The organism is Microcoleus sp. MON1_C1 (genome assembly GCF_036701945.1).
In the GTDB taxonomy this organism is placed as follows: domain Bacteria; phylum Cyanobacteriota; class Cyanobacteriia; order Cyanobacteriales; family Microcoleaceae; genus Microcoleus.
The window spans coordinates 48,752-73,083 of sequence record NZ_JAUBRO010000009.1 but is presented as its reverse complement, the minus strand read 5'-3'; the positions used below and the strand labels follow the sequence as shown (position 1 = coordinate 73,083).

Genomic DNA, 24,332 nt, shown 5'->3' with positions numbered 1-24,332 from the left:
TGTAGACGCGGTTTCAACCTTCGTTTTATCTAACTAAAAAGTAGAAATAAAAACCTAAACTCTTATGTCTTACAGTCAATTTACGACCATCGGCAAGGTTAAAGAAGCCTTCAATCTTACAGTAGTGGAAGGAATCAGATTTCTGCCGGAAATCGAACCCATCGCACCCGCAACAGCATTGCAGACCATGCTGGAGACAAATTTGCCTTGGGCGATCGCCACTAGCACCGAAAAAGCCCGTTCTGAAGCTATTATCAACCCTGTATTGCTGGAAGTTCGCAGGATTATGAACCAACAAATCAGCGTGTTTTCGGGTGAGGAATTTAATGTTGATGTAGCTGTTGGACTTACAGGAGTTTGCGATTTTATTATCAGCCGTTCCCCGGAACAATTAGACGTTGAGGCCCCGGTAATTGTGATGGTGGAAGCTAAAAAAGGAGATTTGAAAGTAGGTTTGGGTCAATGTATTGCTGAAATGGTGGCGGCCCAGAGATTTAATGAAGCCAAAGGGCGATCGATTTCCGTCATTTATGGCAGCGTTTCCAGCGGCACAGCTTGGCGGTTTCTCAAGCTGGAAGGGCAAATAGTGACGATCGATCTTACCGATTACCCGCTACCTCCAGTAGATAAAATATTGGGATTTTTAGTGTGGATGGTGCGCGAAAATTAGCATTATATCCCCATCGCACCCCGCATCGCCAACAGCGCCACCCCGTAAGCAGCCGCAGTATGAATCGGCGTTTCAACAGGGACTTTTAAATAACGCTTTCTAATCGCACTCCAAACCGCATTTTTTGCCCCCCCGCCAGCAGTATAAACCTTTGTCAAAGGAGTTGCACCCAATTCTTGCAATAATTGATATCCCCGCGCTTCAATCCGCGCTATGCTTTCTAGCAAACCGTGCAGAAATTCCACTGAATCAGTTGGACGCGGTTCGAGTCGGGGCGGCAAATTCGGGTCGTTAATCGGAAAGCGATCGCCCTTTTTCAACAAGGGGTAATAATCCAGCAAACTCTCTTGTGCTGGATCAATTTGTGTGCTATAATTATCCAACTCCACATCAGTAAAAAAGTGTCGCAGCACCGCACCTCCGGTATTAGAAGCACCTCCAACTAACCACAAATCGCCTAATTTATGACTGTAAATCCCGTATCTAGAATCATCTACGCGGGTATGACTTAACAGTTTGACTGCTAGTGTAGAACCGAGAGAAGTTACTGCTTCCCCTGGTAAATTGACACCGCTTGCTAAAAATGCGGCAATGCTATCGGTTGTACCAGCACAAACCATACAATCGCGCGGAAAACCGAAGCGATCGCCCACTTGAGCTCTCACTTCCCTCACAGGCGTGCCCGGTGCGACAACTTGCGGCAATTGAGGAGTTGCAGCGCCCGCAATTCCCTGTGTCAGCCAATTCGGATAGCACAAAGCATCAACATCGAAACCGAGTTTCAAAGCATTGTGATAGTCGCTAATTCCCAATTTTCCGTGCAGCAGAAATGCCAGCCAGTCAGCTTGATGCAGGAAATAAAGCTTCTCAACAACAGGCAAGATGCCTGTTCCACAACGGCTGAATTGTGTTGTGGGGTGGGCTTCTAGCCCGCCCTCCTGCCACCACAGGAGTTTTGCCAGACTGGATGTAGCGCTCAATACTGTGTGGTTATCCGGGGCGATCGCCCGCAACCTCTCTGTCACCGCTGCACCGCGCGCATCATTGTATAAAATCGGCTCGCATACTGGTATACCGTCGGTATTGCACAGCATGACAGTGGAGGATGTGCCGTCAAGGGCGATCGCCCTTACCTGACGGCGGATTGTTGGGGGAATTTGCTCGATCGAATCCCACAGCGCATTTTGCCACACCGAGGGCAATTCAGGCTGTTGTTGCCCGTTGTTGGCAAAAGTATATTCTGTCTCACAATGTATTCTACCCTGGGAGTCTATGACAGTCGATCGGGCGCCCGTGGTGCCGAAATCTATTCCCAAATAAAGATTCATTTGTTACTCCCGCGAATTTTTCTATTTTGAGTAAACCACAAAGTTTATTTACATCTTATTGTTGTTTCTAACTCCACTTCTTCAGCGAGAATATCAGCATTTATCTGCTCTTTGTCCTATTCTTTAAATAGAGGATGATTTTCTAAGGTGCGATCGCTAGTTCTGAAAAGTTTTAGGTCTTCTACAGATTTTAATAGCGCATATCTAACCTGTATATGTTTTAACATAATTGGTGCGTTACACTTCGCTAACTCACCCTAAATTTCGGAAAAATAAGGTTCGATAAAAAAGACTTGAAAAAAGGCTGAAATCGCTATAGATTACAGCTTACAACTCTCGATGCGAGAGAAGAACCCTCCCCAAATTTATCCAGACTCGTTGTAACCCACCAACCACTTGGGAGGTGTCCTTGATATGCTTGCCGATTAAAGATTAAATCATTGTAGCTTAACCACAACCCCGATCTACTTCCCCATCTAATTCGCCAACCAACGCGATCGCCTAGCTTTTTTTCAGTCTCATAATCAAGTTTACCACCAACTTCTAACCAGATTTTTTTCTGGACGCTAAAGCCAAAACTACCCTGACTATATTTTACCCAAAGTTGGTCGATCGTACGTAAATCATCGCAAGGAAAAATATCAATTGAGTACCTACTAAGATAACCTTCCTTCTCTCGTTTAGCGGCTTTCAGCATTACCTTTCCTGTTTCCTCATCTGCCTCTTTCCACTTCCCTGATACCAATAAATCCCGCAGATGAGTATAGTCAACACCCCGCGCTGATTTAAGGGAGTCTGGTGCCGATGGAGGTATTTGAGGTGATGGTTGAGGCGATGGTTGAGGCGATAGTTGAGGTAATGGTTGAGGTAATGGTTGAGGTAATGGTTGAGGTAATGGTTGAGGCGATGGTTGAGGTCGTAGTTGAGGTAATGGTTGAGGCGATGGTTGAGGTCGTAGTTGAGACGATGGTTGAGGTGATGGTTGAGGTGATTGACTACCAAGAGCCTGCAAAACTTCAGTAGCAGATTGATAACGTCGCTTACTACCAGGTTGGATCATTTTGTCTAAAATCAGACCCAGTTCCGAACTGACAGATGTTTTTAAGTGTTCTCGCCACACCCATTCAAACTCGCTATCATCGAATAAATCAATCGGTTCAACTTGAGTTAACAGACACAGACAAGTGACACCCAAACTATAAATATCACTCGAATAAATAGCTTTGCCGTTGGCTTGTTCTGGTGCCGTATATCCAGCACTTCCAATCACCGTCCCCCTTACATATAAAACACTTTGTGTAGCATATTTCGCCGCTCCAAAGTCAACTAAAACCAGTTGCCCATCTTGCCTAAGAATAATATTGTCTGGCTTGATATCCCGGTGAATGACTTGGCGGGAGTGAATGAACTCGAATACTGGCAATAAATTATTAAGCAAGTCGCGAATCTGGGTTTCGCTAAAATATCCCTGAGATTTTAATGCTTGGGCTAAATTTTCACCGTCGATGAATTCTTGGACTAAATACTGCCGTTCATCTTGACTAAAATATGCTAATAATTCGGGAATTTGAGAATGTTTACCCAAGTGTTCTAGGCGTACTGCTTCAAGATCAAATAACTCAGTGGCTTTCTGGATACTAGAAGTGCCTTGAAATTGGGGGTAAAATTGTTTAATAACGCAGGGAGGTTTTGAGGGTTTATACTCGTCAATAGCTAGAAAAGTGCGCCCAAATCCCCCTTGTCCAATAATTTTTTGGGCTCGGTAGCGATCGCCCAATAGCAGTTTATTCCCGCATTTTTGACAGAATTTTGTAGAGCCAGACGGGTTTTGGAATAGGCAATCCGGGTTTAGACACTGGCTCATAAAATATGCTTGCAGATTACAGATTAAAGCTCTCGATGCGATGCCAGCGGACATGGTGTTCCATGTGAAACAGCAGATCCGGGTAAGGACATCGCATTGCCTTTCATCGTGTCAACTTAACCAGAAAAACCGCTTAACGCGAAAGATCGGCAGGGGTTTAAACCCCTGCCAAACAAAGCATTGCCGTGTCCCTAGTTAAACTTTTGTCCCGCACTCAGGACAAAACTTATTGCTCGAAACATTCTTCGCGCCGCAACTCGGACAATAAACCAACTCCGCAGATTGCAACTTGCTGCGTTCGGGCAAACCAACCATTTGAGCGTTGCTCTTACCTGGAACTACCATCGGATAGCAGTTTTCGTCCCTCGTCACCTTCACGTTCATCAGCACCGGGCCGTCATGGGCGAGCATTTGAGCGATCGCATCTTTGAGTTCCTCCGGCCGCGAAACCAGCATCCCTCTCACCCCGTAAGCTTCAGCCAGCATCACAAAATCCGGCATCCCTACAGTCATATTCGACGACGAATAACGCTCCCCGTAGAACGCCTGCTGCCACTGCCGCACCATTCCCTGCCAGCCGTTATTTACAATAACAATCTTGACATTAATGCCGTATTGTGTTAAGGTTCCCAGCTCTTGAATATTCATTTGCACGCTAGCATCGCCAGCAATACAAATCACTTGCTCATGCGGCAGCGCCATTTTAGCGCCCATCGCCGCCGGCAGCCCGAAACCCATCGTGCCCAAACCAGCGCTAGAAATCCAGCGGCGCGGCCCGTTGTTCAAGAATTGAGCGGACCACATTTGATGTTGACCGACATCTGTTGTGTAGTAAGCATCCGGCGCTTGAGTCGCCAACTGAGAAATCACCTGTTGCGGAGACAAAATGTCGGGGTAATGAGGCACAACTAACGGATAGTCCTGTTTCCACTGATCGATCCTGTGCAGCCATTCCGCAGTCTGTCCGGTCTTCCCCGAAACTCCAGTTTCCCGACAGCGGCGCAGCAAATCGATCAAAACATGGCGGACATCTCCGACAATCGGCACATCAGGGCCGCGATTTTTGCCCACTTCCGCCGGGTCGATATCGATGTGAATCACCTTTGCGCGCGCGGCAAACTCGTCTAATTTCCCGGTCACGCGATCGTCAAACCTCGCCCCCACAGCAATCAGCAAATCGCACTCGGTAACGGCAAAATTAGCGTAAGCAGTGCCGTGCATCCCCAGCATTTTCACCGACAAAGGATGGTTTTCGTCAAAGCAACCTTTGCCCATCAGCGTTGTCGTGACCGGCAATTGGAAAAGTTCGGCCAGTTCCTTAATTTCCTCGTGGGCCCCCGCGGCGATCGCCCCGCCCCCCACATAAAGCAAAGGACGCTTCGCTTCCTTCAGCAAATGAATCGCTTGATTAATCTGGCGGGGATTGCCCTTCACCGTCGGCCGATAGCCCGGAATTCTCACCGATCCGGGTTCCACGGGCAGATAGTCAAATTCTTCTAAACCCACATCCTTGGGCACATCAACCAACACCGGCCCGGGCCGCCCTGTACTCGCGATGTGGAAAGCTTCAGCCACAATTCGCGCCATATCTCCCGGCTCGCGCACTACATAGGAATGCTTGACAATTGGCAGGGTAATCCCGTAAATATCTGTTTCCTGAAACGCATCAGTGCCGATCGCCGGACGTGGAACCTGACCGGTAATAATTACCATCGGGATCGAATCCATGTGGGCTGTCGCAATCCCCGTCACTAAATTAGTTGCGCCCGGGCCCGAAGTAGCAAAACAAACCCCAACTTGTCCGGTAGCGCGGGCGTACCCGTCGGCCGCGTGAGCAGCACCTTGCTCGTGGCGCACCAGAATATGTTTGATAGCGCCAGTTTCTTCAGCGCGGTAGAGTTCGTCGTAAAGCGGCAGAATTGCGCCGCCTGGATAACCAAAAATATGCTTGACGCCGTGGCGGATCAAGCTGTCAATCAGAGCAAATCCACCAGTTGCACGTCTGATGGTCACTTTAGTTTTTAGTTGCACAGAATTTCCTTCCTTAAACTAATTATGATTTTTAATGAAAGCTTTTATACTACTTTAATCTTAATTAATGAAACTATGAAAATTTAAGTGGTGAGATTTTACGAAAGATTTCGCGATCGGAGAGGGTTCGCCCGATCGAGACATTGTGGAACAGCAGAGGAAGAAAAGAAACAGAGCAAATCGCGGCTTCTATGCCGGTTTACCGTGATATCACCCTTTTAGAGCATTCGTGATTCGGCATTCGACAAGAAAAACAATCGTTTCAGCAATTAAGAACGTCCTAATCATCAGAGCGGTTGCTATGTTAGAGATCGATCGCGAAAAGAAAGCCCTTTTCCTTCTTCTTCCCTCTTCCTTACGTCTGCATTCTTCCTTCTTGCCAAAGTTCAGAGAACATCCTGCAAGACTTTGCGGGTATGTCGCCAAGCTACCATGCCCATCACTGAGACCAAAAAGCCCAAACTCAGTAACACGATCCGCAAGCCGAGGTCATCCGATCGGACGGCTTTGCTGACAGCATCTGTCAGCGGGCCGGTAATCGCTAAAGGCACGCTCAGAGCAATATTAATCGCATTGTTTTCCAATCCAAAGACCTTGCCCCGCATTGATTCTGGAGTTTTTTCTTGAATCAGAGCCTGCATCGGCCCGTTAATTAACGAAGCACCAAAACCGAACAGAGCACTCAATCCGAATCCCACCCACAACTGTCGGGTAAAGGCAAACATTGCTAATACAAAACCCATCATCAAGAAACCGATTAACGGCAGAGGTTTGTGGTGGAACCGACTGCCCCAGTGTCCCAAAAAGCCTGCGCCGAAGACCATTCCGACTCCTGCAGCAGCTAGCAAAAAGCCAAATTGAGTTTCTTTGAGACCTATTTTGCCTGAAAGTGCGATCGCCAGCACCTGAAGCGCCGCAAACACGGAATACAAAATCGTCAACTGCACCATCGCGTTGCTGACAAGGTGATTGTGTTTCACATACCGCAAACCTTCCTTGAGGTCTTGCCAAGGATGGACGTTTTTGGCACTGCTGCCGACATGACCTTCTTTGATCTGCATGGCATAGATCAAACCTGCTGATATCAGGTACAACCCGCCCAGCAAAAACTCTTGAGAAGCTGATCCGAAGCTGTGTTTGACCCAACTAAACAGCGGTTCGCCGATCGTCATCCCGATAATAATCCCGCCCATTGTGGACGAGGCGAACAGAGCATTTGCTGACATCAGTCCCTCTCGCCCCACGACTAGGGGGACGGCTGCCGCTTCTGCAGGAGCAAAAAATTGCGTTACGGTAGAGATCAAAAACGTCATCGTCAACAAAACCACAAAAGCTTTGGGCAAAAACGGCAAAGCTACAATCAACCCGGCTCGAATCACATTGCAGGCGATCAGCATTTGCTTTTTGGAAAAGCGGTCTACGACGATACCGGCTGCGGAACCAAAGACGATCGCCGGCACTGTGTAGGCGATCATCACCGCTGACAGCATAGAATTTCCCGAATGCTGCCAAGAAACAGGCCAGGGTAGGTAGTCGCCTGTTTTTAGTAGAATAATCAGCAATACGTAAAAGATTTTATCCGCCACTTGGGCTAATAACTGGCCCGTCCACAAGGCGAGGAAGGGGCGATTTCTCAGTAGGGCATCAAGCCCGCTGCGGTCAGGAGGAGGGCTGGCTGGGTGCATAGGAATAGTTTAACTGACCGCCTCTGGCAATTATAGTTTTCAGCAATACGTGCAAATCTGACATAGCAAAGCGGAAACTCGGAAAACTCCTGTCTCCTGCGTTCTTTTTCTGTTTTAGCAGATCGGCGGGGGACGGCTGCTGCAGTCTTCTTAACTCTACCGCGATCAGCCGGAACCGAGAACCCGCTCGCCCGGAAAATCCGAGAAGATTGTTAAAGGTTGGCGTGCATTTCATCGCGAGTACAAGATAGGGTAATATACTTGACAAAATACTTGCTGCTGGCCGTGATATTAAAAGATGTCACGCCGATTAAGTAATATAACGAAGGTACTAACTGTTAGGAGTGAGAAACTTGAAAAAGGTTGAAGCTATTATTCGCCCCTTTAAACTAGACGAAGTGAAAATCGCACTCGTCAATGCTGGTATTGTGGGGATGACTGTTTCTGAAGTTAGAGGTTTTGGCCGTCAGAAGGGCATGACAGAACGCTATCGCGGTTCTGAGTACACCGTTGAGTTTTTGCAAAAGCTCAAAGTCGAGATTGTTGTGGAAAACGATCAGGTTGACATGGTGGTTGATAAAATTATCGCGGCTTCCCGCACGGGCGAGATTGGCGACGGCAAGATTTTCATCTCTCCTGTAGAACAAATTATTCGGATTCGGACTGGGGAAAAGAACTTGGAGGCAATCTAAGATACTGGGGCATTGGGCATTGGCCAAACAGGGCATTGGTAATTGGTCATCGGTAACTGGTCATTGCCAACGAAAAACCTCTTTCCTGTTTAGTTTTGATACCTAAGTGTCAATATCCAATGCCACAGTTACCCCATGTTTTGGCTTTTTTCCGCATTACGGGTTGACAATATTAGCCATTTTTGGTAATAAAGCCTGGAATGCTCGGCCGCGGTGAGAGTGCGATCGCTTGATATCCGGTGTCATTTCGGCAAAAGTCTGTTGCTGTGCGGGTACGTAGAAAATGGGATCGTATCCGAAACCTCCCGTACCGCGAGGAGTCTCCAGGATTTCGCCCCGGCAAATTCCTTCTACTTGCAAGGCAATTGTACCGTCGGGACGGGCGATCGTGATCGCGCAAACAAATTGTGCTTCCCGGTTGTGTTCGCTTCCCAATTCTTTGAGAAGTCGAGATATCCTGTCAGCATCGGTTTTGCCGTAGCGTGCGGAGTAAATCCCAGGTTGGCCGTCGAGTGCGTCTACCATTAAACCAGAATCATCGGCGATCGACCATTTGCCCGTTGCTTTTGCCACTTCAGATGCCTTCAAGCAAGCATTAGCAATAAAAGTTTCGCCTGTTTCCTCGATTTCCAACTCTTCCGGTTTTAGTTCCAATTCCCATCCCAAATCCTGCAGATAAACTTGCATTTCCTTGAGTTTACCCGGATTGCCCGTAGCTACAACTAGCAATTTGCGATCGGTCATTATTTCAATTAAAACTTACGGATTGATATTAACAAAAAAACGTCGCACGATCGCAAATAAGTTATATGGTTTCTGGTTGGTTGGGAGTCTGTTACTTGTAGGCTGGGAAATAATGGGATTTTTTGACCGCAGATATCGGCGGATGAACACTGCTTAACGCTGATAGTATTTGAGCTATTTTTATCTGCGTTTATCTGCGGTTGAAAACTCCGATTAATTATGCGCCCACTTTTTCGCCCAGTTTAAGTTTTGCATAACTTCTTTCAATGTCGCCGCTTCTGAATACAGCCGCAACACAGGTTCGGTTCCGCTAAAGCGAATTAACAGCCAACTTCCGTCAGCTAAGCGGAATTTATATCCGTCAACTTTGTTGCAATCTACAACTGCTTTGCAGGCGATTTCTGTGAGAGGTTGATTTTCCAGCAGTCCCAGCAAACGCGACCTTTCTTCCATGTTTGCTAGGTGCAAGTCGATTCTGTCATAAGCTGAAGTAAAGCTTGTTTCTTGTTGGAGTCGGCTGTAAATCTCGCTTAAGTCTTCCCCGGATTTGACAACTGCTTCTAACAAGTACAGCGCTGACAGCAAAGCATCTCGTTCGGGGATGTGCGTACCGTAGCCAATTCCTCCCGATTCTTCGCCGCCGACTAAGACTTGGGTGGTTAACATTCGATCGGCTATATACTTGTAACCGATCGGCGTTTCAAATAAAGGCAAGTCGTACAGCTTGGCAATTTTGGGAATTATATCTGAACCGCTGACTGTTTTGATGACTTCCCCGGTCAAGCCGCGGCGTTTTGCTAAATGTTCGATTAATATGGGAACTAGGATTTGTGAACTGAGAAAGTTGCCGCTAGAGTCAACGGCTGCAATTCGATCGCTATCTCCGTCAAATACAAATCCGATCGACAAACCAGAACTTTTTCGCTGGTGAGTACGCATCACCCGAAATAACTGCGACAGGTAGCGCGGCAAAGGTTCCGGTGCACCGCCACCGAACAGCGGATCTCGATCGCTGTTGACTTCGTGCACTGTTTCTTCTAAAATTTGAGCTAATCCTCCGGCTGCGGCACCGTGCATTACATCTACAAAAACTGTAATTTTGCCGCTGGCGATCGCTTCTTTAATCGCCTCAATATCTACCATTTCCCGCAATGTTTTGCAGTAAGCCGGCCAAGGATTAAAATTCTCCAATTTCCCGGGAGTTGCTGAAAGTGCCGCCGGATTGTCGAGTTTTGCTTCTATCTGTTGAGTAACTTCCGGCGAAACTGAGCCGCCAAATCCCCCCTTGACTTTTAACCCTAAATATGCGCCGGGATTGTGGCTGGCTGTCAGGACGATCGCACCCAAAGCATTTAATTGTTTGGCAGCTAAACTGAAAGCTGGAGTAGGGGCGTAGGATTCGCTAAGCAGCACGTCAAATCCTGCGTTTTGGACGGCAACAGCCGCTGTTTTGGCAAATTCTTCAGCCAGAAACCGTCGGTCGTAACCGACAATTACGGTACCGCTGCTGCCATCGCTGCCGCCGGTTTGTGCGAGAACTTGTGCCGCTAAGGGAGCGACTAACGCTACGCGATCGAAGGTAAAATCGTCAGCAATGATGCCGCGCCAGCCATCTGTACCGAATTTAATAGGATTCATTTAGTCACAAGTCATGAGTCACCCGTCTATTTTATGGGTTTATTAGTCGATCGTCATCTGATTTTAGATTTTAGATTTTAGATTTTAGATTATGGAATTGCGACTGCGGATGAATCTGGGGGCTAGTGACCAAATTACTTGATTGCTAGCCACCAGCCAAAAAGTGATTGGCTGATGACTAATGACTAATGACTAATGATTAATGACTAATGATTAAAAGAATGCTGGTTGGTGGCGGATCAAATTCAGGAATTCTTCGCGAGTTTTCTGTTCATCTTGAAAGACGCCCAACATTGCACTCGTAACCGTCCAAGCACCGGGTTTTTGCACGCCCCGCATCGTCATGCACATATGGCTGGCTTCCATTACTACAGCTACTCCCTTCGGTTCCAATATTGTCTGAACTGCTTCGGCAATTTGGCGCGTCAAACGTTCTTGCACCTGCAACCGGCGGCTGTACATCTCGGAAATTCGGGCTAATTTGCTCAATCCCACTACTTTTTGGTTAGGAATGTAAGCAATGTGAACTCGGCCCATAAACGGCAGCATATGGTGTTCGCACATACTGAATACGCTGATGTCTCGCACCAGTACCATTTCGTTGTGACCTTCGTCAAAGATAGCGCCGTTGAGGAGTTCTTCGAGGGATTGACTGTAGCCACTGGTGAGAAACCGCATTGCTTCTGCTACCCGCTTCGGGGTTTTGAGCAATCCTTCGCGTTCGGGGTCTTCTCCTACTCCCAGCAGTATTGTGCGAACGGCCTCCATCATTTCTTCTTGGCCTACTTCTGAGGGTTTGGGCACGCTGGATTCTTGACCGTTCGAGGAATTGCGATCGGGTCGGGTTGGGATGCGCGGGGCGTTGTTTTCTGCGGTTTGTAACAGTTTCATGCTGTCAGTCGAGAGTGAGTTCGAGCCATTGGAATCGGCGGAAGATGCAATTGTCATAACAATTTGGTGTGAGGGTGAATCGATATTTCGATTTTCGATTGGGGGATATAGCTAGAGATTCAAAGATTGTTGAATTCGAGAAAAATCCAGCAGTCTAAAATCTCAAGTTCACAAAACTCCTGCGTTGGACATGAGCGTGATTTCTTCAATTACTGCACTTGCTGGCAACTGAACTGCGTGCAGAATTGATTGGGCGACGATTTCTGGGGTTAACATGGCGGTGCGATCGAAGTCGGCGTGCACGGTGTCTGTGTCCCACATGGGAGTATTGACAGAACCCGGACAGATTGCTGTTACGCGAATTCCGCGAGCCCGTTCTTCGGCGGCTAAGGTTTTAGACAAAGCCATGAGACCGAATTTGCTGACGCAGTAGGCTCCCCAGTTGGGGAAGGTTTGGCTGCCCGCGATCGAGGAAACGTTGATGATGATTCCCGATCCGCGATCGCGCATGGAGGGCAAAACTCCTAAAATGCACTGCCAAACGCTAGTCAGATTGAGGTCTAGAACGCTCTGCCACTCGGCTAGCGGCGTTTCCGTTAAAGAGCCGGTGTAGCCCATGCCAGCGCTGTTGACCAGGATATCTACGGAACCCAATTGAGATGCGATCGCGCTGATGCTGCTTTGCACTTGCTCAATTTTGGCTAAGTCTAAGGGATAAGCTTCTGCTTTCACTCCGACTTCTCGGGCTGCTGCGGCAACGGCTTCTAAGTTTTCCGACTCTCGGCTAACTAATGCCAGATTTATGCCCTCGGCGGCGAACGCTAGAGCCGTCGCTTTGCCAATACCGCTGCTGGCTCCCGTTATCAGAGCCTGCTTTGTTGTTGGATGGTTCATTCAGTGTCCTAATACTTTCGCTCGGCAACTCCCTACAGCGTTGCAGCCTTCTGAGGCAAATTAGACAACTGTCTGCTGCGGGTGATAACAGTTAATTATGAGATGAACATTAAGAACTGTTAAGCCGTGTCACCTGAGAAATTATAACACTGCTGACAGATCCGCAGAATAGTGAGTTATCAGTTATGAGTTGGAAGTTAAGAGATTGTTCACTACATAACTGATAACTCTGAATTGATCGGCTCAAGCAGAAATTTCACTGAACACACCGATATGGCGAAACTTTTGATATCGAAGCTCGCGTCGCTGCTGAGCCGTAAGCTGTGTGAGTTCTGCTAAGTTTTCCAACAAAGCTTGTTTGAGCATGGAAGCGGCTTTGAGGGGATTCGAGTGAGCGCCACCGATCGGCTCGGGTACTATTTGATCGAGAATGCCGAGGTTTTTCAAATCCCAGGAGGTGATTTTGAGGGCTTCTGCAGCCAAACTAGCTTTGCCAGAGTCTTTCCAGAGGATGGCCGCACAAGCTTCGGGGGTGGCGACGGTGTAGACAGAATGTTCCAGCATCAACAGCCGCTCGCCGACACCGATACCCAATGCGCCGCCGGAACCGCCTTCGCCGATGACTGTGCAAATAATGGGAACGTCGAGGCGAAACATTTCTCGGAGGTTGCAGGCGATCGCCTCTCCCTGTCCGAGCTGTTCTGCTTCTAAGCCCGCCCAAGCTCCGGGAGTGTCGATAAACGTGAAAATTGGCATTCCGAAGCGATCGGCGTGTTCCATCAACCGCAGGGCTTTGCGGTAGCCGCCGGGAGCAGCCATGCCGAAGTTGCGGGCGATATTGTCTTTAGTGTCACGGCCTTTTTGATGGCCGATGATGACTGTGGGACGCCCGTCTATGCGGGCAATTCCGCCGACGAGGGCCGGGTCGTCTCCGCCGCGCCGATCGCCGTGAAGCTCGATCCACTCGTCGCTAATTGCCTGAATGTAATCGAGGGTGCTGGGGCGGCGCGGGTGACGGGCGAGTTGCAGCCGCTGCATGGGGGACAAGCTGCTGAAAATCTCTTGTCGCAGTTGTGTCGAGCGAGCTTCGAGTTTGCGAATTTCGTCGGTAACATCGACGCTGTTTTCTTCGGCGAGTTCGCGGATCTGGTGAATTCGGGTTTCTAGTTCCGCCAGCGGCTTTTCAAAATCTAGGAGTAGTGGTTTGCGGTCGGGGTTTGCCACGCTGATAATTTCTATAAGGTTTTGAGGTTTTGTCGATCGACTATTTTCCGATCCTACCCTGTATGGGGATAGTAAAAAAGACGGAAAAATTGCCAACTTTGGGTTTTAAATTTTGTATGATATCAAATTTGGTCACATCATAATTATCATATAGCTATCCGGAAGCTCGCGCTGCACTCCGAAACATATTATTCCGATGCCAACGAAAGAGTCAACAGTTAAAATTTCCAATTTAACTGTTGACTCTTAACATCAAACTGACATTAATAAAGGTCGGAAACCGTGTTTGACAGAAATAAGACCGATTTGCTCCATCTTTTCCACCGTAATTTGATTCCGGCCCCAAGAAAAATTGGTATACAATTTTTCAAATTCCAGCAGCATTGATTCGGCAAAACACGCAAACAACTGTCGGCCCGGTACATCCATATTGACAATCTTCATAATTTTCCACTCAATATCGAGGGAATGCTCCACAATCCCGCCATTTAGTACGTAAATTCCGGGATGCTGAACCTGAGTTGCCAAATTTTTCGGATAGCCACCGTCAATCAATAAACAGGGTTGCTTCAATGTCTTAGGGTCAATTTCTACTCCCTTTGGCATACTGGCTACCCACACTACAATATCCGCTTGGGGCAGGGCTTCTTCCAAATCCATGATTTTGCCTCGCCCCAATTCTGATTGCAAATCTTGCAATCGTTCTTTGTCGCGGGCAATGAGCAACAATTCTGCTACATTTGTTTTAACATTCAGCCAGCGACAGACAGCACTGCCAATATCGCCAGTAGCACCGCAAACGGCTACAGTGGCTTTTGAAAGTTCAATCCCCAATTTGGGGGCTGCTTCTTCTACTTGGCGGCAGAGGATATAAGCCGTGTGAGTGTTACCAGTGGTGAAGCGCTCGAACTCCAACTTGAGATTGCGAATTTGCTTAATTTGCTGCAAGTTGAAAGTCTCAAAAATGATCGAAGAAAAGCCGCCTAAAGCAGTGATGTTAATCCCGTGTTTTTGAGCGTGTGCCATCGCATTAAGGATTTTGCGAGTGGCTGCTTTAATCCGGCGAGTGGCGAGCATTTCTGGCAGAAAACAGGACTCCACATAGTGGCCTTCTATTTTTTGTCCAGTGATGCTTGTTACCGTGATATGATCAACTATTTGGGGCGGTGCGCTGCACCAAAAATCGAGACCTTGATCGGCATATTCTGGATAGCCCAGCTCGTTAGCTACTGATTGGGCGTGTTCTAAGCTGGTTAAGTGACCGATTAGACCAAACATTAAGTTGTCAAATGAAGGAAGATGGAAGGTGGAAGATGAAAGATGGAAGATGGAAGATGGGAAGATTAAAAATTTATATTTTAAAATGAGTTATCCCATTTTTATTTTTAAATTTTTAAATTTTTTCCCATTCCTTATTTCCGAATTAACTAGGCTGCGAGGCCTTGTGCTGACATCCGCATGATATCGCGGTTGTTAAAGCCTATGTTGCCTAGAGCTTCGCCGTAGGCAATCATAAAGTCTTCGATTAAAGCGTCTTTTTCCATTCCCAAGACGCGGGCATCGTCTGCGACAGCGTTTAGCAGTTTCCAGATGATGGGCAGGTTTTGGCGGTTGGCGGCTTCTAGTTCAGCTTTGGATTCCTCAAAGTGAGCTTGCAGCCAGACTTCCCCAAAGTTGAGGTGGCTGTATTCTTCTTTGACGACGCCTTCGGTGATTTTGCGAGCAAAGTCATCGGCGACGGGGATGTAGATGTTGTAAGCTGCGATCGCAAAACACTCGATAATTAGCGATTGAATCAACAAGCAAGTTACAATCTGACCTTGGGCCGCTGCCGTCTGGAAGTTTTTGTGCAGTTCCGAAAAGAACTCTTTGGCAAATGCCATGTCGGGCGTGACTTTAAGATTCCGGCCACAAGCTTGGAAGCCTTTCATGTGGCGGTTCTCCATCTTGGACAAGCCAACTAACTCTGCTTTTTTGTCCGCCAACAGTTCGGCCAGTGTCAGGTAATTGTCGTGAGCTTCTTGTTCGCCTTCTATCACAATGGCGTTGATGCGGCTGTAAGCATCTTTGTAAGTTTCGGTTTGAAAGTCAATTGTTGGGCTGGCCTCAAGCTGGGGCATAGATATGTATTCTCCTCATATAAGCTTGTGGGATGTTTGGAAACCCCTTTAAAATTGGGGGTCAGTGACAGTGCACTTTACCTTTTTTGAACGCACCCCATCTAAATCAGAGATTATAGCTGAGGATTCTTTCGACAAAGAACTTTTCTTTGACGTTCCGGGAAAAACTGGCGTCCTCAGCGTGTTGGCCGGACTTTTGCCGTCGAACACTCCAGAAAGACTATCGCTAGAATGCTATCTATTTACTAATTACTTGAATTAGTCGTTAGTCGATCTTGTGCCCGGAAATAGATGATAGAAATACGGTCTATGTCTCCACCTTTAAGGGTTTTACAGTACCAACTCTATCTGTAACATTATATCCTAACCACAACTTTCTCGCTTGGTACTCCTTCTTTCCCTCTACGACATATTATGTTGTTGTATGGGAATCCTCTGGGAGGCGATCGGGTTGTAGAACCTCACAGGCTTATTATTTTAGGTTAATTCACAAATTTATGGGTAAATCCTTTGACAGGTCTCAATCGCTGGAACTGCTGAGTTTTATTTTGTTGCTGGCGGGGGCTGCGCTGGTGCTGCTGCCGCTGGCTGCTGTATTTTTGGTTTCGCTGTCACCATCTGGTGTTGGTGTCAAGGCCACAGGCTTGACTTTGGCGAACTATCAGGAGGCTTGGCGACGGGGCAATTTTTTGTTGGCATTCCTTAATTCTACTCTAGTGGCGCTGGCAGTGACGGGTTTTCAGGTTGTGACTTCTGCTTTGGCCGGTTATGCTTTGGCCAGGCTGAAGTTTCGGGGGCGACAGGCGATTGTTTTGGGGGTTTTGGCGACGCTGGTAATTCCGTTTCAGCTTTTGGTGATTCCCATTTTCATGGTTTTGAAGTGGGGCCATCTGCTGAATACCTACGGGGCGCTGATTTTGCCTACGGCGGCTAACGGTTTTGGGATTTTTCTGCTGCGTCAGTATTTTATGACTGTTCCGGTGGAGTTGGAGGAGGCTGCAATGCTGGATGGGGCTAACCGCTGGCAGGTTTTGTGGCAGGTGATGTTACCTTTGGCCCGCCCTGCTTTGGTGACGCTGTTTTTGTTTACTTTTATCGGGGAGTGGAACGATTTGTTTAAGCCGCTGGTGTTTACGACGCGACCGGAGTTGCGGACTGTGCAGTTGGTTCTGGCGGAATTTCAGGAACAGTTTACTAGCAGTTGGCAGTTGTTGATGGCGGCGGTGGTAATTGGAACTGTGCCGGTGGTGTTGCTGTTTTTGGCCGGTCAACGGCAGTTTATTAGAGGGATTGCGGCGACGGGGATTAAGAATTGAGGTGGAGATGCTTGGCAATTAAGTTTGTAGTCATTTGTGGAACCATTCTCAAGAACAGGCAAGATGCCTGTTCCACAAGAACATTTAGTATTTGTGGAACAGGCATCTTGCCTGTTGCTGACATTGGTACAAGATGTGAATTTGTAGTCACTCGGCGATTGAACTCGCTACTATACAAACGAAGTTCACTCCAAGTGGACTAAGAGATAAAGGGAATATCAAAGCTGTATTATTATGTGTATCTATGCAAAAGCTCGGTTTGTTTTTATTTGTCATATCTTTTTTGCCGTGGCTGGCAATCTTTTTGGTTGTGCCATTCCTGCCGCTGGACATTACCCAAAAAACTACTTTATCTGTCGTTCTGGCTGTTGGGGCGGAAGTTTGTTTTTGGATTAGCGTAGTGCTGTTGGGGAAAGAAGTAGTTACCAAATATCGGCGTTATTTGCATCCCCGCTATCTTTGGAAAAAACTCAGAAATTTTAACCGCAGATGAACAGGGTTCGACGCAGATAATGAGCCTGGATGTTGGCGCTTATCTGCGGTCAAGGTTGAGCTATTCGCTAAAAATTTGCAAGCGAATAGAGCGTTCTCCGTCTCCGAAATCCACTTCAATCTTTTCTCCCGAAAGAGTGTCCAAGCATCCCAAAAGCAACCGCAAATTGGGTGTGCTTGCTCCTGTATCCACGTACAATCTATCTGCCAAACTGCCTAAACGCTTCCAAATCGTGTATAGTTTGACTACGGTTTGTTCGAGCTGGGCGGCTTGTTTTACAACGTCGGCGGTAGTTCCCAAACAGCCTACTCGCAAAGATTCTTCTAAGGCCATTTCCATGTCTAAATGAGACTGATTGAGAGCTTGCACTTGGGCAGCGGCGTCGAGATATTTTGATAAGTTCTTGGCGTCGGATGTTAGCTGTTTGACAGTATCTACGTCGGGATTTTCTGCTACTTCTTTTTGAATTTCGCTTTGGTGAGATGGGGAGAGTTTCTCCATTTCTTTGACTAAAGGAGCGAGGTAGCGGGAAGGGAGAGAACCGGTAGATGCTTTTTCTTTGACTTCTTCTGGCAATAAATCTGAGTTCATTGCCATCCATTCGTCGGATAGTTGTTTGACTTCGCGGCGGGTGATGCGATCGCCATTTGCTGCTGCATCTGTTACCATTTGCTGGACTTCGGGAGATGCTTTGGCGGTTTCTACAAAGGCTCTTTTGCTGAAGTTTCTAATGGAATCTGGGTCTAAATCTCCTTGCTGGATCAGAGTATCGGCACTATTAGCTAATTCTATCAAAGAATAGGCTTGACTTTTGCCAATTTCTCTTTCTTTGAGCCAGTTCAAAAAGCCTGTGCCGCGTCCTTCGCCGCCTTTTTTTTCTCTGTCTCGGACTGTTCGGAGAATGCGTCCCCGCCAAATGTCGGTTTGCAAGTCGAAGCGATCGCACACTTTCCAGGCATTGTCAACCTGATTTTCAAAATCAAACTCTGGTATTTGTTCGTCTTCGGGGTCTGGCAATTGGAAATTGATATCGGTAAAGCCGTTGAGGGCTTCTGCAAGTTCTGCGGGATTTAGGGGGACTTCAGCCATTAGGAAAAAATTGTGTAGTGCAACAGCCGGTTTAATTTGGAACTTGCACGGGTTGACAGTTGAGACGCTATATGTAGCGGTAAGGTAGGCAAGATTTACCTACTAATAGAGTTTTTGTGCAAGTCATATTATTATTGCACGATGGAGCGCGATCGGGCGATCGCTACCTGCACAAAAAATATTCTCCGAGATTGGCCGCACAGCGTCGCAACAATCAAAAAGTCGGTAACACAGATAGTCGGCTATTTTGAAGAAAGAGCCACTAACGGGATAGTTAAAGGAACTAATTACCAACTAAAACGGCGATACTTTATCGCGTTCAACCTCCTCGCCTGCCGTCGTTTTTCCATTCAAAATTATTGTGCCATCATTGGGTAGATTGTCTAATCCATCGCGCTTCCTAAAGCGATCGCGAGCCGAGACAACCACCACATACAGAACCGGCACCATAAACAAACTCAAGACAGTAGAAACAACCATCCCCCCCGCGATCGCATTCCCTAGCGATCGGCGGCTCGCTGCACCCGCACCTTCTGGGTTAACCAGAGGAGCAATACCCAAAACGAAAGCCAGAGAAGTCATCAAAATCGGTCGTAAACGCTCTTGAGAAGCCTCAACTGCCGCCTTAGCAATTGAATATCCCTGCTCCCGTAACTGGTTAGCAAACTCCACGATTAAAATCGCATTTTTACTAGCCAACCCAATCAACATCACCAAACCAATCTGGCAATAAACATCATTCGCCAAACCCCGCAACGACTGAGCTAAAAGAGCACCTAAAATCGCCAGAGGCACCGATAGCAAAATAATGAAAGGATCGACATAATTTTCGTACTGAGCCGCCAACACCAAAAATACAAAAATCAGCCCCAAACCGAAAATAATCGGTGCTTGACCGCCCGACTCAATTTCTTCTAAAGAACTCCCCGACCATTCATAGCCAAAACCCGACGGCAAAACTTCAGCCGACACCTTTTCCATCGATTTTAGCGCCTGTCCAGAACTCGCTCCCGGAGCCGGAGTGCCAGTAATTTCAATTGACCTATATAAATTGTAGTGGTTAACACTTTGCGCCCCCACCACCGGAGTGATCTTCACCAAATTGCTCAAAGAAATCATTTCATTCTTTCCAGAACGCACATACAATTTCCCAATATCTTCAGGGTTATCACGAAACTGTTTATCCGCCTGAACATACACCCGATAATTGCGCTGCTGGAGATTAAAATCATTCACATACTGAGCCCCCAGAGCCGTTTGTAGCGTACTGAAAACATCATTAATGGGAATATCTAGAGCCTTAGCTCGATTGCGGTCAACCTCCACAATTAATTGAGGCGTATTCGCAGCAAACGTACTAAATACCGCTTGCAATCCCGGTGTCTGATTTGCCTGCTTTAAAATCCCGCCCATAGTCTGGACTAAGCCATTTAAACCGCTGTTACCTTTGCGGTCTTGCAATTGATATTGGAAACCCCCAAATTGACCTAAACCTTGAATTGCAGGCGGATTCACGGGGAAAATTCTCGCTTCGGGAATCGAGAAAAACTTACCCCGCAACTTACCAATAATCGCTTGTACAGTTTGATCTTCTCCGTGACGTTCTTCCCAGCCTTTAAGTGTAGTAAATATAATCCCCTGGTTGGAACTGTTACCACTAAAACCAAAGCCACCTACAGAAAAAGTCCCCACAACTTCAGGAACTTTGAGGATTTCTTGTTCAACTTTGTCCATCACCTGCTGGGTGTATTGCAGCGAAACGCCTTGAGGCCCTTGAATAATTGTCAGAAAATAGCCCTGGTCTTCCTCTGGGATAAATGCTGTCGGTACTGCTAAATAAAGCCAAGCTGTGAATCCCAGAGAAGCGATAAACAACAGGGTAACAATGGTTTTAAATCGTGTTAAGAATATTAAGGAATCTCTATATTTCTTTTGCGTCCAATCCAGAAAAATATTAATCCGGTTAAACACCCAACCCAACGGGCCGCCAAACTTCTTACCTGGGCGCAGTAATATAGCGGCAAGTGAGGGAGTAAGAGTAACCGCCATAAAGGTAGAAAGCAGAACGGAAAAAGCAATTGTCAGGGCAAATTGTTTATAGAGTGCTCCCGTTGTCCCTGGGAAAAATGCCACTGGTACGAACACGGCCATCAATACTAAGGAAGTGGCAATTACAGCACTAAAAAGTTCCCGCATTGACTCGGAAGCTGCTTGGCGGGCATTCATACCTTGGCGGACTAGACGGTCAATATTTTCGACTACGATGATAGCGTCATCAACCACTAAACCTGTTGCTAAGGTAAGACCAAATAGAGACAAACTGTTAATCGTAAACCCGAAAGCTTTGATAAAGGCAAATGTCCCTATCAAGGAAATGGGAATTGTGAGGGTGGGAATAATCGTAGTGCGCCAATCTTGCAGGAAAACAAAAATAACTATCACCACTAGCAAGACTGCTTCAAACAGAGTTTTGACTACTTCTGCCATTGACTCTTGGACAAATTGAGTCGTATCTAGTGCGGTTCTATGTATCACCCCGGGAGGGAAGTTTTTAGCTAATTTTGCCATTTCTGCTCTGACGGCCTGGGCAACATTTAGAGCATTACTTCCTGGCAATTGGTAAATCCCTAAACCCACCGCGTCATTACCTCGGAATCGCAGGAAAGAGTTATAATTTTCTGCTCCTAATTCTGCTCTTCCGACATCTTTTAACTTAATTAAAGTGCCATTTGCTTCGCTTTTAATAACTATGTCTTCAAATTCTGTAGGGCTTTTGAGACGACTTTCTGCACTCAAATCAATCTGATACATTTGCCCCTCTGGAGCTGGTTCTTGGCCAATTCGTCCTACACCAACTTGCAAGTTTTGTTCATTAATTGCTCTTGTTACATCTTGCATTGTTAGATTACGAGCAGCTAATTTATTGGGGTCGATCCACAGGCGCATAGCATAGCGTCTTTCCCCAAAAATCCGCACGTCGCCCACGCCTTTTACTCTCTTTAAAGTATCTGCTAAATAGAGGTCGGCGTAGTTGCTTAAAAATATGGTATCGTATTCTTTATTTTCGGTGAATAATCCTATAGCCAGCAGCAGGCTGTTAGATTGTTTTGTAACTGTAACTCCTGTGCGTTGTACGACATCTGGCAATTGTGGTTGAGCAACTGCAACTCGATTTTGCACATCGACGGCGGCGATATCTTTGTTGCGGGAAGTATCAAAGGTGGCTGTAATGGTGCTAGTTCCACTGTTGGTGCTACTGGAAGTTAGATATTTCAGTCCTTCAATGCCGTTGATTTGCCTTTCTAGGATGTTTGTTACCGCATTTTCGACAACTTCAGCATTCGCACCGCTATAGTTGGCTGTGACGTTGATTTGGGTGGGGCTGATGTCGGGGAAGCGTTCGATCGGCAATGTGGGAATGCTGATTGCGCCTATCAAAACAATAATAAAGGCGCAGACGCTAGCAAAGACAGGTCGTTTAATAAAGAAATCTGCAAACATTATTTGGGTAATGGGTAGTTGCGGATGGCTAATGAGTAATTGCTAATGGTGTTCGGGATTTAAGGATTTAAGGATGAACAGGATTAATTTTAGTCACCCTCTATTTAATCCTGTAAATCTTGAAAATCTTGTTCATCCTGATTCAGTTATTAATTTTTGCTACCCACTGGTAATTTGGTCTTTTTCCCTTCTGGTACCTCTGGCTGTTGAGCCATAATCGGAACACCGTCTGTGAGGTTAAGGATGCCTGCGGTAACAATTTTTTCGCCTGCTTGCAAACCTTCGATAACTTGATAATTATTCCCCTCAATGGCTCCCAATTTCACGGACTTTTGCCGTGCTATTAAAGGTGGCGCTCCAGGTTGTGGCTGTTCTGGCTTTTGAGCTGTGAAGACAAAAGTTTCTCCACCTAAGCGAGTGACTGCTGTTACTGGAACTAAAATTCCGGGGTTCTGTTTCCAGATGACTTTAGCTTTTACAAACTGGAGATTAAGCAGTTCGCCGGTGGGGTTGGGAAAGGTGGCTTTAGCTAAAATTGTTTGGGAATTGGCGCTGACGTTGGGAGAGATAAAGCTGATTTGACCTTGGGCGATCGCCTTACCTTGAGCGTCGAGCATTTGTACTGGCAGCCCTAAGCGTAATTGAGGCTGCCTTTCCAAAGGAATTGATAACCGCAAGTCTAGCAATTGGTTCTCTGTCAAGGTGGCAATGGCGTTACCTTTTTGCAAGTAATCACCTACTTTCACTGGTATGTCGCCGATGACTCCCGCGAAGGGCGCGATGACAGCAGTTTCTTGCAGTTGTACTTCAAAGCCGCGCACTTGAGCGGCGGCCTCGGCAACTTGCGCTTGGGCTTGATCGATCTGTTCTTGGCGAGTACCGTTGGCTAACTGCGCCAATCTGCTCTTGGCTTGTGCGACTTCTGCTTCGGCTTTGGCTATTTCCTCTGGGCGCGAACCGTTTTGCAATTGTCGCAAAGCTTGCCGCTGCTGTTGCAAGGCTGCTGTCCGGCGCTCGATCTCGGCTTGTCTGTTCTTTTGCCGCTGCTCGAACCGCCTTTGAGCTTCTCGGAGATTGGCTTTGGCGGTGCCTTCTTTTTGGGTGTATTGTTCGAGGGTGTTGGCGGATTCTGCGCCTTCTTTTGCCAATGCCTGATATCTGGCAAGCTGCTGGCTGGCTAATTTTGCTTCGGCTGTGCTTGCCTCTATTTGCGCTCTGGCTTGGGCGATGTCTTCTAAGAGGCTACCTGTTTGGGCGTCGGCGAGGTCGGCTTCAGCTTGGCTAACGCGGGCTTGGGCTTGACCAATTTCTTCTGGCCGAGAGCCCGATCGCAGTTGGGCGAGGTTGGCTTGGGCTTGGGCGACTTGGGCTTGAGCTTGGGCGATTTCTTCGGGCCTGGCTCCTGCTTGCAATTCGGCTAAATGGGATTGAGCGCGAATCAGGTTGGCTTGGGATTGCCTCAAGTCAGCTTGGGCGCTGTCGCTTTTCATGCGGGCGATGGCTTGCCCTTTGTTTATGAAGTCCCCGGATTTGACAAAAATCTCCGTGACTAGCCCTTCTACTTCGGGTTTGATTTCTACCGAACGCTTGGCTTCTAAGCTGCTGACAAATTCCGAGGAATCTTGGACTGAGCTGGTTTGTACGGCTGCGAGCTTGACTGGTATGCCTGGGGGTTGGGCTGCTGCTGCCGGTTGCTGTGCGCGATTATGACCCGATTGCCACGAGTACCAGCCGAAACCTGCTGCGCCTGTGGCGATCGCGAGCGCGGCAATTAGGGGCCAGCGCGATCGTCGTTTAGCAACAGGTTCGGGGCGATCGGCAAGGGGGGCAAAATCCTGCGGTAGATCGCTGTCTGCATCGGTTGGGTGAAGTTCCGGTGTGGCAACAGGTTGGGGGCGATCGGCAAGGGGGACCAAATCCTGCGCTCGATCGCTGTCTGCATCGGTTGGGTGCAGTTCCGGTCTGGCAGATTTTTGCTCTTCAGCTTCAACGACGGATTCTGGGGATTTAGAATAACTCATTGGCAGCACCACTTAGATTTTTTTTAACTTCTGACTTACTGAGACTTGGGCGGAATATTTGATTCTCCGGCGCCCCCTCAAACATGGGGGAATAAGGACAAGGGATTTTAAACAGGATGGAATCGGGAAAG

Annotated in this window: 20 protein-coding genes; 6 read left to right on the top strand and 14 right to left on the bottom strand. The window is 47.4% G+C overall.

Annotated elements, in window-relative coordinates:
- The first annotated feature begins 64 nt into the window (after positions 1-64).
- Positions 65-670: a hypothetical protein gene (locus tag QUA62_RS07125; protein ID WP_333403237.1), complete on the top strand. Its 606-nt coding sequence runs from the start codon at positions 65-67 to the stop codon at positions 668-670.
- Between the two features lie 2 nt (positions 671-672).
- Here the strand turns inward: QUA62_RS07125 and QUA62_RS07120 are convergent, their stop codons facing one another.
- From QUA62_RS07120 to QUA62_RS07105, 4 genes are all read right to left on the bottom strand, one after another.
- Positions 673-1,998: an FGGY-family carbohydrate kinase gene (locus QUA62_RS07120; protein ID WP_333403236.1), complete on the bottom strand. Its 1,326-nt coding sequence runs from the start codon at positions 1,996-1,998 to the stop codon at positions 673-675.
- A 313-nt stretch (positions 1,999-2,311) separates the two neighbouring features.
- Positions 2,312-3,862, bottom strand: a complete 1,551-nt coding sequence (locus tag QUA62_RS07115) for a serine/threonine-protein kinase (protein ID WP_333403235.1) — start codon at positions 3,860-3,862, stop codon at positions 2,312-2,314.
- A 195-nt stretch (positions 3,863-4,057) separates the two neighbouring features.
- Positions 4,058-5,893: a biosynthetic-type acetolactate synthase large subunit gene (gene ilvB / locus QUA62_RS07110; protein ID WP_333289197.1), complete on the bottom strand. Its 1,836-nt coding sequence runs from the start codon at positions 5,891-5,893 to the stop codon at positions 4,058-4,060.
- 386 nt (positions 5,894-6,279) lie between these two features.
- Positions 6,280-7,578: an MFS transporter gene (locus QUA62_RS07105; protein WP_190658754.1), complete on the bottom strand. Its 1,299-nt coding sequence runs from the start codon at positions 7,576-7,578 to the stop codon at positions 6,280-6,282.
- Between the two features lie 353 nt (positions 7,579-7,931).
- Here QUA62_RS07105 and QUA62_RS07100 point away from each other — a divergent pair, with 353 nt between their 5' ends.
- On the top strand, positions 7,932-8,270 hold the full coding sequence (locus tag QUA62_RS07100; protein ID WP_006633346.1) for a P-II family nitrogen regulator: 339 nt from the start codon (positions 7,932-7,934) through the stop codon (positions 8,268-8,270).
- Positions 8,271-8,426: 156 nt separating this feature from the next.
- Here QUA62_RS07100 and rdgB read toward each other — a convergent pair whose 3' ends face one another.
- The 7 genes from rdgB to QUA62_RS07065 form a co-directional block, all read right to left on the bottom strand.
- Complete coding sequence (gene rdgB, locus QUA62_RS07095; RefSeq protein WP_333403234.1) at positions 8,427-9,014, bottom strand: RdgB/HAM1 family non-canonical purine NTP pyrophosphatase; 588 nt, start codon at positions 9,012-9,014, stop codon at positions 8,427-8,429.
- Positions 9,015-9,227: 213 nt separating this feature from the next.
- The gene (locus tag QUA62_RS07090; RefSeq protein ID WP_333403233.1) at positions 9,228-10,652 is read right to left on the bottom strand and encodes a phosphoglucomutase/phosphomannomutase family protein; all 1,425 of its coding nucleotides are present in this window, start codon (positions 10,650-10,652) and stop codon (positions 9,228-9,230) included.
- Positions 10,653-10,865: 213 nt separating this feature from the next.
- The gene (folE, locus tag QUA62_RS07085) at positions 10,866-11,600 is read right to left on the bottom strand and encodes a GTP cyclohydrolase I FolE (protein ID WP_333403232.1); all 735 of its coding nucleotides are present in this window, start codon (positions 11,598-11,600) and stop codon (positions 10,866-10,868) included.
- Positions 11,601-11,711: 111 nt separating this feature from the next.
- Positions 11,712-12,437, bottom strand: a complete 726-nt coding sequence (locus tag QUA62_RS07080) for an SDR family oxidoreductase (protein WP_333403231.1) — start codon at positions 12,435-12,437, stop codon at positions 11,712-11,714.
- Between the two features lie 243 nt (positions 12,438-12,680).
- Positions 12,681-13,661: an acetyl-CoA carboxylase carboxyl transferase subunit alpha gene (gene accA / locus QUA62_RS07075; protein WP_333403230.1), complete on the bottom strand. Its 981-nt coding sequence runs from the start codon at positions 13,659-13,661 to the stop codon at positions 12,681-12,683.
- A 252-nt stretch (positions 13,662-13,913) separates the two neighbouring features.
- Complete coding sequence (locus tag QUA62_RS07070) at positions 13,914-14,939, bottom strand: long-chain acyl-[acyl-carrier-protein] reductase (protein WP_006633353.1); 1,026 nt, start codon at positions 14,937-14,939, stop codon at positions 13,914-13,916.
- Positions 14,940-15,088: 149 nt separating this feature from the next.
- Entirely contained in the window at positions 15,089-15,781 is a 693-nt protein-coding gene (locus QUA62_RS07065) for an aldehyde oxygenase (deformylating) (protein WP_190738253.1), read from the bottom strand.
- Between the two features lie 70 nt (positions 15,782-15,851).
- On the opposite strand from QUA62_RS07065, the gene QUA62_RS07060 reads away from it, so the two are divergent.
- The 3 genes from QUA62_RS07060 to QUA62_RS07050 all read left to right on the top strand — a co-directional run bounded on the left by QUA62_RS07060 (position 15,852) and on the right by QUA62_RS07050 (position 17,590).
- Complete coding sequence (locus QUA62_RS07060; RefSeq protein ID WP_333063540.1) at positions 15,852-16,043, top strand: hypothetical protein; 192 nt, start codon at positions 15,852-15,854, stop codon at positions 16,041-16,043.
- Between the two features lie 235 nt (positions 16,044-16,278).
- Positions 16,279-17,097 (top strand): carbohydrate ABC transporter permease, encoded by an 819-nt coding sequence (locus QUA62_RS07055; protein ID WP_333214856.1) that lies wholly within the window; start codon positions 16,279-16,281, stop codon positions 17,095-17,097.
- A 244-nt stretch (positions 17,098-17,341) separates the two neighbouring features.
- Positions 17,342-17,590 carry a transporter suffix domain-containing protein gene (locus QUA62_RS07050; protein ID WP_190658766.1) on the top strand — a complete coding sequence of 83 codons (249 nt, stop codon included), beginning with the start codon at positions 17,342-17,344 and terminating at the stop codon, positions 17,588-17,590.
- 60 nt (positions 17,591-17,650) lie between these two features.
- On the opposite strand, the gene QUA62_RS07045 is transcribed toward QUA62_RS07050, so the two are convergent.
- Positions 17,651-18,679 carry a hypothetical protein gene (locus tag QUA62_RS07045; RefSeq protein WP_006633357.1) on the bottom strand — a complete coding sequence of 343 codons (1,029 nt, stop codon included), beginning with the start codon at positions 18,677-18,679 and terminating at the stop codon, positions 17,651-17,653.
- 141 nt (positions 18,680-18,820) lie between these two features.
- On the opposite strand from QUA62_RS07045, the gene QUA62_RS29335 reads away from it, so the two are divergent.
- Positions 18,821-19,057: a hypothetical protein gene (locus QUA62_RS29335; RefSeq protein WP_445301644.1), complete on the top strand. Its 237-nt coding sequence runs from the start codon at positions 18,821-18,823 to the stop codon at positions 19,055-19,057.
- Here the strand turns inward: QUA62_RS29335 and QUA62_RS07035 are convergent.
- Positions 18,974-22,180 (bottom strand): efflux RND transporter permease subunit, encoded by a 3,207-nt coding sequence (locus tag QUA62_RS07035; RefSeq protein ID WP_333403228.1) that lies wholly within the window; start codon positions 22,178-22,180, stop codon positions 18,974-18,976. The two genes, QUA62_RS29335 and QUA62_RS07035, sit on opposite strands and share 84 nt — an antisense overlap.
- Positions 22,181-22,329: 149 nt before the next feature.
- Entirely contained in the window at positions 22,330-24,201 is a 1,872-nt protein-coding gene (locus tag QUA62_RS07030) for an efflux RND transporter periplasmic adaptor subunit (protein WP_333403227.1), read from the bottom strand.
- Between the last annotated feature and the right edge of the window lie 131 nt (positions 24,202-24,332).

Excerpts from the sequence above, each read along its gene's own strand:
- QUA62_RS07125 (WP_333403237.1), top strand. The coding sequence starts at position 65 with ATGTCTTACAGTCAATTTACGACCATCGGCAAGGTTAAAGAAGCCTTC.
- QUA62_RS07120 (WP_333403236.1), bottom strand. The coding sequence starts at position 1,998 with ATGAATCTTTATTTGGGAATAGATTTCGGCACCACGGGCGCCCGATCG.
- QUA62_RS07115 (WP_333403235.1), bottom strand. The coding sequence starts at position 3,862 with ATGAGCCAGTGTCTAAACCCGGATTGCCTATTCCAAAACCCGTCTGGC.
- QUA62_RS07105 (WP_190658754.1), bottom strand. The coding sequence starts at position 7,578 with ATGCACCCAGCCAGCCCTCCTCCTGACCGCAGCGGGCTTGATGCCCTA.
- rdgB (WP_333403234.1), bottom strand. The coding sequence starts at position 9,014 with ATGACCGATCGCAAATTGCTAGTTGTAGCTACGGGCAATCCGGGTAAA.
- QUA62_RS07090 (WP_333403233.1), bottom strand. The coding sequence starts at position 10,652 with ATGAATCCTATTAAATTCGGTACAGATGGCTGGCGCGGCATCATTGCT.
- folE (WP_333403232.1), bottom strand. The coding sequence starts at position 11,600 with ATGACAATTGCATCTTCCGCCGATTCCAATGGCTCGAACTCACTCTCG.
- QUA62_RS07080 (WP_333403231.1), bottom strand. The coding sequence starts at position 12,437 with ATGAACCATCCAACAACAAAGCAGGCTCTGATAACGGGAGCCAGCAGC.
- QUA62_RS07070 (WP_006633353.1), bottom strand. The coding sequence starts at position 14,939 with ATGTTTGGTCTAATCGGTCACTTAACCAGCTTAGAACACGCCCAATCA.
- QUA62_RS07065 (WP_190738253.1), bottom strand. The coding sequence starts at position 15,781 with ATGCCCCAGCTTGAGGCCAGCCCAACAATTGACTTTCAAACCGAAACT.
- QUA62_RS07055 (WP_333214856.1), top strand. The coding sequence starts at position 16,279 with ATGGGTAAATCCTTTGACAGGTCTCAATCGCTGGAACTGCTGAGTTTT.
- QUA62_RS07050 (WP_190658766.1), top strand. The coding sequence starts at position 17,342 with ATGCAAAAGCTCGGTTTGTTTTTATTTGTCATATCTTTTTTGCCGTGG.
- QUA62_RS07045 (WP_006633357.1), bottom strand. The coding sequence starts at position 18,679 with ATGGCTGAAGTCCCCCTAAATCCCGCAGAACTTGCAGAAGCCCTCAAC.
- QUA62_RS29335 (WP_445301644.1), top strand. The coding sequence starts at position 18,821 with ATGGAGCGCGATCGGGCGATCGCTACCTGCACAAAAAATATTCTCCGA.
- QUA62_RS07035 (WP_333403228.1), bottom strand. The coding sequence starts at position 22,180 with ATGTTTGCAGATTTCTTTATTAAACGACCTGTCTTTGCTAGCGTCTGC.
- QUA62_RS07030 (WP_333403227.1), bottom strand. The coding sequence starts at position 24,201 with ATGAGTTATTCTAAATCCCCAGAATCCGTCGTTGAAGCTGAAGAGCAA.